General features: G+C 60.1%; 7 protein-coding genes and 3 pseudogenes. 4 read left to right on the plus strand and 6 right to left on the minus strand.

Going from position 1 to position 11,507, the window contains the following annotated elements:
• Positions 1–23 precede the first annotated feature (23 nt).
• Positions 24–1,451 (minus strand): arginine-ornithine antiporter, encoded by a 1,428-nt coding sequence (arcD, locus tag ACYZTR_RS07335; protein WP_461977651.1) that lies wholly within the window; start codon positions 1,449–1,451, stop codon positions 24–26.
• Positions 1,452–1,888: 437 nt separating this feature from the next.
• Between arcD and ACYZTR_RS07340 the strand changes: the two are divergent.
• Both ACYZTR_RS07340 and ACYZTR_RS07345 read left to right on the plus strand, forming a co-directional pair.
• A pseudogene (locus tag ACYZTR_RS07340) lies at positions 1,889–1,999 on the plus strand (hypothetical protein); the annotation flags it as partial.
• 89 nt (positions 2,000–2,088) lie between these two features.
• Positions 2,089–2,952, plus strand: coding sequence for a DNA-3-methyladenine glycosylase family protein (locus ACYZTR_RS07345; RefSeq protein WP_461977653.1), 864 nt, complete (start codon positions 2,089–2,091; stop codon positions 2,950–2,952).
• A gap of 68 nt (positions 2,953–3,020) precedes the next feature.
• On the opposite strand, the gene ACYZTR_RS07350 is transcribed toward ACYZTR_RS07345, so the two are convergent.
• The 5 genes and pseudogenes from ACYZTR_RS07350 to gap all read right to left on the minus strand — a co-directional run bounded on the left by ACYZTR_RS07350 (position 3,021) and on the right by gap (position 8,473).
• Entirely contained in the window at positions 3,021–4,352 is a 1,332-nt protein-coding gene (locus ACYZTR_RS07350) for a CoA transferase (RefSeq protein ID WP_461977655.1), read from the minus strand.
• Between the two features lie 147 nt (positions 4,353–4,499).
• Positions 4,500–5,024 (minus strand): annotated as a pseudogene (locus ACYZTR_RS07355) (methyl-accepting chemotaxis protein); the annotation flags it as partial.
• A 333-nt stretch (positions 5,025–5,357) separates the two neighbouring features.
• Positions 5,358–6,638: pseudogene (locus ACYZTR_RS07360) on the minus strand (methyl-accepting chemotaxis protein); the annotation flags it as partial.
• Between the two features lie 338 nt (positions 6,639–6,976).
• Complete coding sequence (locus tag ACYZTR_RS07365; RefSeq protein ID WP_461977657.1) at positions 6,977–7,441, minus strand: methylglyoxal synthase; 465 nt, start codon at positions 7,439–7,441, stop codon at positions 6,977–6,979.
• Positions 7,442–7,471: 30 nt separating this feature from the next.
• Positions 7,472–8,473 (minus strand): type I glyceraldehyde-3-phosphate dehydrogenase, encoded by a 1,002-nt coding sequence (gene gap / locus ACYZTR_RS07370; protein ID WP_461977659.1) that lies wholly within the window; start codon positions 8,471–8,473, stop codon positions 7,472–7,474.
• Between the two features lie 220 nt (positions 8,474–8,693).
• On the opposite strand from gap, the gene edd reads away from it, so the two are divergent.
• Entirely contained in the window at positions 8,694–10,520 is a 1,827-nt protein-coding gene (edd, locus tag ACYZTR_RS07375; protein ID WP_282377286.1) for a phosphogluconate dehydratase, read from the plus strand.
• Positions 10,517–11,470, plus strand: coding sequence for a glucokinase (locus tag ACYZTR_RS07380; RefSeq protein ID WP_461977661.1), 954 nt, complete (start codon positions 10,517–10,519; stop codon positions 11,468–11,470). The genes edd and ACYZTR_RS07380 overlap by 4 nt, the downstream gene beginning before the upstream one ends.
• Positions 11,471–11,507: the final 37 nt, after the last annotated feature.

Here is an 11,507-nt window from a genome sequence, read left to right on the forward strand (position 1 = left end):
CCAGATGACAAATAAGTCGGGTGTTACAGAGTCAGGAAGCCGTCATACAGCCCGTAAGCCGCCACCAGGGCGCCCGCGACGACTGCGGCGAAAATCAGCTTCTCGACGTTGGTGAAAACCGGTTTGTTGACTTCAAGCTTGGCCTTGGCGAACAGGATCGCGCCGGGGGCATAGAGCAGGGCCGAAAGCAGCAGGTATTTGACCCCGCCGGCATAGATCAGCCAGACCGCGTAGATCAACGCGACGGCGCCGATGAACAGGTCCTTGCTGCGCTCGGCGGCAGCGTTTTCATAGCTCTCGCCGCGTACCGCCAGCAGCAGTGCATACGCCGCCGACCACAGGTAGGGCACCAGAATCATCGAGGTGGCGAGGTAGATCAGCGACAGGTAAGTGCTGGCCGAAAACAGCGTGATGATCAGGAACAGCTGCACCATCGCGTTGGTCAGCCACAGGGCGTTGACCGGTACATGGTTGGCGTTTTCCTTGCGCAGGAAGGCCGGCATGGTGTGGTCCTTGGCGGCGGCGAACATGATCTCCGCACACAGCAACACCCACGACAGCAACGCACCGAGCAGGGAAATGATCAGGCCAACGCTGATCAGCACTGCGCCCCAATGACCGACTACGTGTTCGAGCACCGCGGCCATCGACGGGTTCTGCAGTCTGGCCAATTCCGGTTGAGTCATGATGCCCAACGACAGCACGTTCACCAGCACCAGGAACAGCAGCACGGTGATGAAGCCGATCACGGTGGCTTTACCGACGTCGCTGCGTTTTTCCGCCCGGGCCGAAAAAATGCTCGCACCTTCGATGCCGATGAACACCCAGACGGTGACCAGCATCATGTTGCGCACCTGGTTCATCACGCTGCCCAGGTCCGGGGTCTTCACGCCCCAGATGTCGGCGGTAAAGATGTCCAGTTTGAACGCGAAAACAGCGATAAGAACGAACAACAGCAGCGGCACGATTTTGGCGACGGTGGTCACCAAGTTGATGAACGCCGCTTCCTTGATCCCGCGCAGCACCAGAAAGTGCACGGCCCAGAGCAACACCGAGGCGCCGATCACGGCGGCAACGGTATTGCCCTCGCCAAAAATCGGGAAGAAATAACCGAGGGTGCTGAACAGCAGAACGAAGTACCCCACGTTGCCCAACCAGGCACTGATCCAGTAACCCCAGGCGGACGAGAAACCCATGTAGTCACCGAAACCGGCTTTGGCATAGGCGTAAACACCACCGTCCAGATCAGGCTTTCGATTGGCCAGGGTCTGGAAGACGAAGGCCAGTGTCAGCATGCCGACGGCGGTGATGGCCCAACCGATCAGCACGGCGCCGACGTCGGCACTCGCGGCCATGTTCTGGGGCAAAGAAAAGATCCCGCCACCAATCATTGAGCCGACAACCAAGGCAACCAGTGCGCCGAGTTTCAGTTTTTCGGGGGATTCAGACATTGCATGACTCCAATGCAGGAGAAGAGAGACAACAGAATAATTCTGTTAGTTATTCACTCAGCTGACATAGATCAATGCATGGGTACATTCCGTTGTTAATGAAAGACTTATGAACGTTTACTGCGCATAACGGTATTGCTGGAAAAGCCCTATCCAGAGGCCTCGTTCAGATCGAACAGATATAACGGATATCGCTTGGAGTTTTTGAAGCTAGTTCGTTTCTGCAGTTTTGCAAATTTTCTCATTTGCGCGTAGTTGAGCGTTGAATTGTTAGGTGTAACACATAAAACTGCTATTGATAACGTGAGTGATAGAAGCACTGGCTATAAATAGAATGACGCCAATGGTCATTAATCAATTAACGTTATTACCGTTTGACTATTTAGTTAAAGTTATCCCTCGCCACAGGTTCAGTGCAGGAAAAAAGGAGACGCGGGATGTCGCAACCGACGCAAAAACTTCGACTGAGCGCGCTGATCGCTCTGGTAGTGGGGTTGATGATTGGTGGCGGGATCTTTTCTTTGCCGCAGAACATGGCCGCCCGAGCGTTGCTGTATGCACCGGGGGTGGTTCTGTTCACCAAGGCCAAACACGAAGGTCTGACGGCCTACGGCGTGTACAGCGGATTGCTGTCGCTGTGAGGTTGTTGCTGGAGTACCAGCCGCCCTTTGACTGGCCGGCGATGCTGGGGTTTTTGTCGGCGCGGTCGGTGGCCGGGATGGAGACAGTGGTCGATGGCGTGTATTCGCGCAGCATCGGGTTGAACGGCGTCCAGGGTGCGTTTTCGATCAGGCCCGGGGCGGGTCATGCGTTGGACGTGATGCTGGATTTTCCTGATCCGGCGGCGGTGCTGGAGATTGTTTCGCGGCTGCGGCGGATGTTTAATCTGGATGCGGATTTGTTGACGATCCATCGGCAGCTGACCACTGATCCGTTGATGGCGCGATTGATTGCCGAGCGGCCGGGGTTGCGCGTTCCGGGGGCGTGGGACGGTCTGGAACTGGCGATTCGTGCGGTGCTGGGTCAGCAGATTAGGGTGAGCGCGGCGATCAAATTGGCGGGGAAAATGGTGGCGCACTATGGGCTGCCTTTAGCGCTTGATGTGCCCGGAGTCACTCATGTGTTCCCCGAGGCATTTGTTTTGGCTAAAGCGGATTTGGCGACGCTGGGCCTGCCGAAAAGCCGTGGCCGGACATTGTCGGGGGTCGCTCAGGCATTGCTCGATGATCCTTTGCTGTTTGAGCCGGGCCGGGAAGGCAATGTGTCGCGGTTGCTGGCGCTGCACGGGATCGGTGACTGGACGGCGCAGTACATTGCGTTAAGGCAGTTGCGGGAAATGGATGCGTTTCCCAGTGGGGATGTGGGGTTGATCAATGCGCTGGCGGTGGTCGAAGGTGAGCGGGTGACGGCTCGGGAGTTGTTGGTGCGGGCTGAGGCATGGCGGCCTTATCGAGGGTATGCGGCGCAGCTGCTTTGGACTTCATTGAGTCGGCCAGACTGAGCTGATCCGATATTTTTGCTGACTATTCGGGCCTCTACGCGGGCAAGCCCGCGAAGGCGTCCGAAAAGTCACCACCACTGTGCGCGATAGGAACCCAATTCCCCAGCAGGAAGTGCCCACTGCAACGGAGTCCCGGTGATTTTCAGTGGCACATGAAGCCGATGCGCCGGTCCCCAGGGCGTCTGCTCGACCAGCATCCCTTGATCATTTACATCTTCCGCCCGCAACGGTTCTTCCGTTCCGGCACCCCGTTCAATCAACAACTTCGCAGTCCGCGCCAGCGACAACCGGGCCGATCCCCCACGCCCCAGCAACGTGATCGCCGCAGCCGCCATCAAATACCCGGTCGCATGATCAAGCGCCTGCACCGGCAACGGCGTCGGCGTGTCCGCGTTCTTCCATCGCCTGCCGGCTTCGGCAATCCCGCTGCTCATCTGCACCAGGCTGTCGAAGCCGCGACGGCTCTGCCATGGACCGCTCCAGCCGTAGGCGTTCAGGCAGACGTCGATCAGGCCAGGCGCGAGTTTCTGGCGTTCGACAACGCCGTAACCCAAGCGCTCCAGCGCATCGGCGCGGTAGCCGTGGAGCAGAATGTCGGCGTCCTTGAGCAGGCTTTCGAACACCGCGCGATCAGCCTTGTCGTGCAGATCCAAGCGCGCGCAACGTTTGCCCAGGGTGACTTCCGGCACCACGCCCGGTTCATTCCAGGTCGGTGGGTCGATACGCAAAACGGCGGCGCCAAGGCCTGCCAGAAAGCGGCTGGCAATCGGGCCGGCGAGCACTCGGGTTAAATCCAGTACCTTGATCCCGGCCAGCGGTTGCGCCACCGAGCCTTGCCATGGTTTCGCGTTCTGGCGGCTGTTGTCAGCAAACTGAATCAGCGGCTCGGCGTTCACGGCCTGGCCTTGGGGATGCGCCTGCCATTGCGCCCAGCTACGCATCTCGGCGGCGCAGCCACCGGCATCGACCACGGCCTGCTCCAGATCACTTTTGGCCCATTGAGCAACCTTGCTCGCCATCGCTGCACGGTCGGCACAGGCGCCGAGCACTTTTTCGGCAGCGGCGTGGTGGTGGGGCGCGTTGGTGTGCAGGCGGATCCAGCCATCCTTTGTGGCGTAGTCACCGGCGACCGGGTCCCAGAGCGGCGGGATGCTCCAGCCTACCGGGCGGATCGAAGTGGCGAACCAGAAGGAGGCCAGGCGGCGGTCGACCTCAAGGGTGGGTAAGCGACCGGTGTGTTGCTGGAGCCATTCGCTGACAGCCTGGCCGGCAGCGGCAATGCTGGCGCACGCCAGGTCGGTGACGGCAAACGCCGAGGGCAGGGCGCCGCTCGAGGTGAGCTTGAACTGGGTATGAGGCAAGCTGAGTGCGGCTTGAATGGACGTGAGTAAATCAGTCATCGAAGGCCCTCCGGAACGAGAGCTCGATCATAGTTGATAGATCGTTCCCACGCCCCGCGTGGTAATGCCTCACCCAACGCTCCGCGTCCGCTTTGGGGACGCAGAGCGTCCCTGGCTGCATTCCCACGCAGAGCGCGGGAACGATCATTACACCCGGAACTGATCCATCAACTTCATTTGGTGATTGGTCAACGCGTTAAGCTGGCTGCTGATCTGTGCTGACTCGGTAGCCTGCCCGGTCAGGGTTTCGGTGACGGTGCGGATCGCCGAGACGTTGCGATTGACCTCTTCGGCCACGGCGCTTTGCTGTTCGGCGGCGCTGGCGATTTGCAGGTTCATGTCGCTGATGACCGTCACTGCGTCGCTGATTTTGCTCAAGGCCTGCACCGCTTGCTGGATCTGCCCGGCGTTGCTGTGGGCCTGGTTCTGGCTCGAATGCATGGTGGCAACCACGCCGCGGGTGCCGGTCTGGATGCGTTCGATGACGATGCGAATTTCTTCCACTGAATCCTGGGTGCGTTTGGCCAGGTTGCGCACTTCATCGGCCACCACCGCAAAGCCGCGACCGCTTTCGCCGGCACGGGCTGCTTCAATCGCCGCGTTGAGGGCCAGCAGGTTGGTTTGTTCGGCGATGCTGCGGATCACTTCGAGCACCGAGCCGATCTGCTCGCTGTTGACCGCCAGCGCTTCGACTTCGGTCACTGCTTTGCTGACTTCGTCGGCCAGCAGGTTGATGTCGCGGGTGCTGCGCTCGATGATCGACATGCCATCGCGAGCCGATTGATCCGCGCCTTTAGCCGCGTTGGCCGCGTTCGACGCACTGTTGGCGACGTCGTGGGCGGTGGCGCTCATCTCGTTGGACGCGGTGGCCACCTGGTCGATTTCGCGGAACTGCACCTGCATGCCTTCGCTGGTCTGGCGGGCGATTTCCGAAGACTGGTCGGCGGTGCCACGCGCATCAGTGATGCTTAGTTTGATCTGCGCGATAGTCGGTTGCAGCTTGTCGAGGAAACGGTTGAACCAGCTGACCAGTTCGCCCAGTTCGTCTTTCTTGCTGTAGTGCAGGCGTTGAGTCAGGTCACCGTCGCCGCTGGCAATCGCCTTGAGCATCTCGGCCACGCTGTTGATCGGCCGGGTCACGCCGGAAGCCGTGAGCCAGATCAGCAACAGTCCGACCAGGCCGGCAATCACCGCCACCAACACCGCTTTGAGGATGCCGCTTTGCTGGGCGTCATCGAGTACGGCTTGCAACTTTACCGAGTCGGCCAGCAGCACTTGTTTCGGCAGGTCGATCACCACGCCCCAGGCTTTGGACTCGGCAATCGGACTGACCGGGTACACCGCGCGAATCAGGTCGCCCTGTTCGAGGATCTTCGGCGTGCCACCGCTGAGCAGTTGCAGGACGTCCTTGCCGTCTGCGCCCAGGGTGTCACCGATGCTTTTGCCGACCTTGCTCGCGTCGACACTGTAACCGGCGAGCACGCCGCTGCCGGAGACGATCAGCATGTGCCCCGCGCTGTTGAACAGATCACGCTGGGAGTCGACAGTCGCCGCTTGCAGCGCGTCGAGGGCAATGTCCACACCGACCACGCCGATGGATTTGCCATCCACCAACAGCGGTACGGAAATGCTGGTCATCAGCATTTCCTTGCCGCCGACGGTATCGGCATAGGGGTCGAGCAGGCAGGTACGCTTGCTGTCGCGAGGGCAGGTGTACCAGCTGTTGTAGGGCGTACCGCTGACGCTCAAGGTGGTTTTGGTCATGTCGTCTTCGACCATGATCGTGTTGATCCCGGCACCGCCGGCACGGCTCCAGTAGCTGGCGAAACGACCGGTTTCGTTGGACTGGCGAGCCGCATCGTTGGCGAACTCGCTGTCCTTGCCGTCCAACCCGTTGGGTTCGAACGCCAGCCAGATCCCCAGCACTTTGCTGTTGCGCTCGAAGGCGGTTTTCAGGCTCTGGTTCAACTCTTCACGCAGGGCGCCAGCTTCAAGGGAGCGCTTGCTCGCCATGTTGCGCAAGTCCGTGATCTGATCGGCCAGGGCGGTCACCACCAGCAGGCTTTCGCCAAAGGTTTTCTGCACCTGCACCGCTTGCTCGGCGGCCTTGGCCTGGAGCAGGTTCTGCACACTGGCGGTGAGCATCTTGCTGCTGGAGGCGCTGACCAGTTCATCGTTCTGATCGGTCTGGTAGATGTTCATGCCGACGATCAAGACGACCACGCCAAGCAGGCACAGACCGGACAGCAGGACGATTTTCAGGCGGATGGAGACAGAGTCGAACATAGGACGAACTCGCGAATGAATGAGGTGTTGGCTGTGAGTCGGGATCGACCCGGTTCGCCAAGTCCATTCAGCGCCATGCCATGCTCATCGGCGGAGGCGGAGGTTGCATGAGCGCAAATCAGACGAACGGTAATAGGTGACCGTTTGCGCAGGAAAATGCCCTGAAAGGGACAGAAATTCAGGAGATTGTCGGCAGCGATTCCGGCCGCGCGGCGGGGTGAGGCATGAGGCTCGATCGGCGAGTCATCCTGCAGGAGCAAGCGCCCACAGAAGGGCGCATTTAGCCAGTCCAGTTCCGGGATGCTGGCGTAAGCCTGTTCCAGCACCACGGTGAAGCTTTAGGCGCGACCCAGCAGATAGGTCGCGTAATCGGGGATCCGATGTTCGTGCGCCTGCTCCATCAACGGGCTGCTGAGCAGGTAGTCGGCGCTGCATTCGTTGCACGCAACCGGAATGTTCCAGACCGCCGCGACTCGCAATAAGGCCTTGATGTCCGGGTCGTGCGGCTGTGGTTCGAACGGGTCCCAGAAGAACACCAGCATGTCGACCCGCTGCTCGGCGATTCGCGCACCGAGTTGCTGGTCGCCGCCCAATGGGCCGCTGATCATGCTCTCCACAGGCAAATCCAGGCGTTGTTGCAACAACAACCCGGTGGTGCCGGTGGCGACCAGTTCATGCTGTGCGAGCCTGTCTTTCTGCTGCTCGGCCCAGTCCAGCAAAAACACCTTGCAGTGGTCATGGGCGACCAAGGCAATACGCTTGCGCGCTGCCATGGTCTTTTGCGTAAAGCTGATACCGATCATCGGTTGCTGCTCCTGCTTTTTCACGGCGGGTTATTCAGCGTTGCACAGCGCCAGGCAGTTATCGAGCATGCGGTTGGAGAAGCCCCATTCGTTGTCGTACCAGGCCAGCACCTTGAGTAGCTTGCCGCTGGACTTGGTGTGGTTGGCGTCGAAGATCGACGACAGCGGGTTGTGGTTGAAGTCGCTGGAGACCAGCGGCAGGGTGTTGTAACCGAGAATCTTCGAGTGCTGGCTGGCTTCTCTCAGCAGCGCATTCACTTCATCGGCCGACGCTTCGCGCTTAAGCTGCACGGTCAGGTCCACCAGCGACACATTGATCACTGGAACACGCACCGCCATGCCGGTCAGTTTGCCCGCCAGCTCCGGCAACACCAAACCGACCGCTTCAGCGGCGCCGGTCTTGCTCGGGATCATGTTCTGGGTGGCCGAACGGGCGCGGTACGGGTCGGTGTGGTAGACGTCGGTCAGGTTCTGGTCGTTGGTGTAGGCGTGGATAGTGGTCATCAAACCGCTTTCGATGCCCAGCTCGCGGTGCAGCACCTGGGCCACCGGCGCCAGGCAGTTGGTGGTGCACGATGCGTTGGAAATAATCTGATGCGATTGGCGCAGAATGTCGTGGTTAACGCCATACACCACGGTGGCGTCGGCACCTTTGGCCGGGGCCGAGATGATCACTTTGCGTGCGCCGGCCGTAATATGCGCGGCGGCTTTGGCTCGGTCGGTGAACAAACCGGTGCATTCGAACACGACATCAATTTTTTCCGCGGCCCAGGGCAGTTCGGCCGGGTTACGAATGGCGCTGACAGAAATACGGTCGCCGTTGACGGTCAGGCTTTCCAGATCATGCTGAATATCGGCGTCGAATGTGCCGTGAACAGTGTCGTACTTGAGCAGATGAGCGTTGATCGAGCTGTCGCCCAAGTCATTGATGGCAACGATCTGCAGATCCTGACGATAACCTTGGGTATACAGTGCGCGTAGGACGTTACGGCCAATTCGGCCAAAACCATTGATTGCGATTCGAAGAGTCATTTAACAGGGCCGCCGTCGATTTGTTGTTGGAATTACAAGATTATTCGCATAAAAATAGAAAACAAGCCTTTTTAATGGCAATATTTTGTTCAATCTACAACGAGTGACCTGAATCAACTGGTCCGACCGAACAAGAAAACCGTCTGTCATCCCATCAACAACGGCTCTTGCTCAACATAGACAATCAGGTCGCCACATCCGTTAGCCTGGAGTTCTACACATGCATCCCCGCGTCCTTGAGGTCACCGAACGGCTTATCGCCCGCAGCCGCGCCACGCGTGAGGCTTACCTTGCACTGATTCGTGGTGCTGCCAGCGACGGTCCTATGCGTGGCAAGCTGCAGTGCGCCAACTTCGCCCACGGCGTAGCCGGGTGCGGCACCGACGACAAGAACAGTCTGCGAATGATGAACTCCGCGAACATCGCGATTGTTTCGTCCTATAACGACATGCTCTCGGCGCATCAGCCGTACGAAGTCTTTCCTGAACAGATCAAAAAAGCCCTGCGTGAAATCGGCTCTGTCGGCCAGTTCGCCGGTGGTACCCCGGCCATGTGCGATGGCGTGACCCAAGGCGAGCCGGGCATGGAACTGAGCCTGCCGAGCCGCGAAGTCATTGCGCTGTCCACCGCCGTGGCGCTGTCCCACAACATGTTCGACGGTGCGCTGATGCTCGGCATCTGCGACAAGATCGTGCCGGGCCTGATGATGGGCGCGCTGCGCTTCGGTCACTTGCCGACGATCTTCGTGCCGGGCGGGCCGATGGTCTCGGGCATTTCCAACAAGCAGAAAGCCGACGTTCGCCAGCGCTACGCCGAGGGCAAGGCCAGCCGCGAAGAGCTGCTGGAATCGGAGATGAAGTCCTACCACAGCCCGGGTACCTGCACTTTTTACGGCACCGCCAACACCAACCAGTTGCTGATGGAAGTCATGGGGCTGCACTTGCCGGGCGCCTCTTTCGTCAACCCGAACACGCCGTTGCGCGATGCCCTGACCCGCGAAGCGGCGCATCAGGTCACCCGTCTGACCAAGCAGAGCGGCGACTTCATGCCGATCGGCGAAATCGTCGACGAACGTTCGCTGGTCAACTCCATCGTGGCCCTGCACGCCACTGGCGGCTCGACCAACCACACGCTGCACATGCCGGCCATCGCCATGGCGGCGGGCATTCAATTGACCTGGCAGGACATGGCCGACCTCTCCGAGGTGGTGCCGACCCTGAGCCACGTCTACCCGAACGGCAAAGCCGACATCAACCACTTCCAGGCCGCGGGCGGTATGTCGTTCCTGATCCGCGAACTGCTGGAAGCCGGCTTGCTCCACGAAAACGTCAACACGGTTCTGGGCCATGGCCTGAGCCGCTACACCATGGAACCGTTCCTCGAAAATGGCGAACTGGTCTGGCGCGAAGGCCCGATCGACAGCCTCGACGAAACCATCTTGCGTCCGGTCGCTCGCGCCTTCTCGCCAGAGGGCGGTTTGCGGGTCATGGAAGGCAACCTCGGTCGCGGTGTGATGAAAGTTTCCGCCGTGGCGCTGGAAAACCAGATCGTCGAAGCACCGGCCATGGTGTTCCAGGATCAGCAGGATCTTGCCGATGCGTTCAAGGCCGGTTTGTTGGAAAAGGATTTTGTCGCCGTGATGCGCTTCCAGGGCCCGCGCTCCAACGGCATGCCGGAGCTGCACAAGATGACGCCGTTCCTCGGCGTGCTGCAGGATCGCGGCTTCAAAGTGGCGCTGGTGACGGACGGGCGCATGTCCGGCGCGTCGGGGAAAATCCCGGCGGCGATTCACGTCAGCCCCGAAGCGTATGTGGGCGGCGCTTTGGCGCGAGTCCAAGAGGGCGATATCATCCGCGTCGATGGCGTCAAAGGCACTCTGGAGCTTAAGGTGGACGCCGAAGAATTCGCGGCGCGCGAACCTGCCAAGGGCCTGTTGGGCAATAACATCGGCAGCGGTCGCGAGCTGTTTGGTTTCATGCGCATGGCCTTCAGCTCGGCGGAGCAAGGCGCCAGCGCCTTTACTTCTGCCCTGGAGACGCTTAATTGAAACTGGCGTTGGTCGGTGACATCGGTGGGACCAACGCACGTTTCGCGTTGTGGAAAAACCAGCAGCTGGAATCGATCCAGGTGCTGGCGACGGCCGCTCACGCCAGCCCGGAAGAGGCCATTGCCCTCTACCTGAGCGGGCTTGGCCTGGCGCCGGGTTCGATCGGTTCGGTGTGCCTGTCGGTGGCCGGACCGGTGAGTGGCGATGAGTTCAAGTTCACCAACAATCACTGGCGACTCAGCCGCAAGGGTTTCTGCAGGACCTTGCAAGTGGATCAATTGTTGCTGGTCAACGACTTCTCGGCCATGGCGCTGGGCATGACCCGTTTGCAGCCGGACGAGTTTCGGGTGGTCTGCGAAGGGACGCCGGAGCCGTTGCGGCCGGCGGTGGTGATCGGTCCCGGCACGGGCCTGGGCGTTGGCACGTTGCTGGATCTGGGCGAAGGTCGTTTCGCCGCATTGCCGGGGGAGGGTGGTCATGTCGATTTGCCGTTGAGCAGCCCACGTGAAACTCAGTTGTGGCAGCACATCTTCAATGAGATCGGCCATGTCAGTGCTGAAACGGCGTTGAGCGGCAGCGGTTTGCCTCGGGTTTACCGGGCGATTTGTGCGGTGGACGGTCATGAACCCGTGCTGGATTCCCCCGAGTCGATTACCGCTGCCGGTCTGGCCGGCGATCCGATTGCCCTGGAAGTGCTTGAGCAGTTCTGCTGCTGGCTGGGTCGTGTGGCCGGCAACAACGTGCTGACCACGGGCGGACGCGGTGGCGTGTACATCGTGGGTGGGGTGATTCCGCGGTTTGCCGATTTCTTCATCGAAAGCGGCTTTGCCCGGTGCTTTGCCGACAAGGGCTGCATGAGCGATTACTTCAAAGGCATCCCGGTGTGGCTGGTGACAGCGCCGTATTCCGGCCTTGTTGGCGCGGGTGTGGCACTCGATCAGTCACTGTAACGATCGTCCCCACGCAGAGCGTGGGAACGATCAGTTC

The sequence above is a fragment of the Pseudomonas sp. Hz4 genome, from assembly GCF_054898165.1.

What these genes read in the sequence shown, in the direction of transcription:
- arcD (WP_461977651.1), bottom strand. Translation starts at nt 1,451, where the DNA reads ATGTCTGAATCCCCCGAAAAACTGAAACTCGGCGCACTGGTTGCCTTG.
- gap (WP_461977659.1), bottom strand. Translation starts at nt 8,473, where the DNA reads ATGACTCTTCGAATCGCAATCAATGGTTTTGGCCGAATTGGCCGTAAC.
- ACYZTR_RS07350 (WP_461977655.1), bottom strand. Translation starts at nt 4,352, where the DNA reads ATGACTGATTTACTCACGTCCATTCAAGCCGCACTCAGCTTGCCTCAT.
- edd (WP_282377286.1), top strand. Translation starts at nt 8,694, where the DNA reads ATGCATCCCCGCGTCCTTGAGGTCACCGAACGGCTTATCGCCCGCAGC.
- ACYZTR_RS07365 (WP_461977657.1), bottom strand. Translation starts at nt 7,441, where the DNA reads ATGATCGGTATCAGCTTTACGCAAAAGACCATGGCAGCGCGCAAGCGT.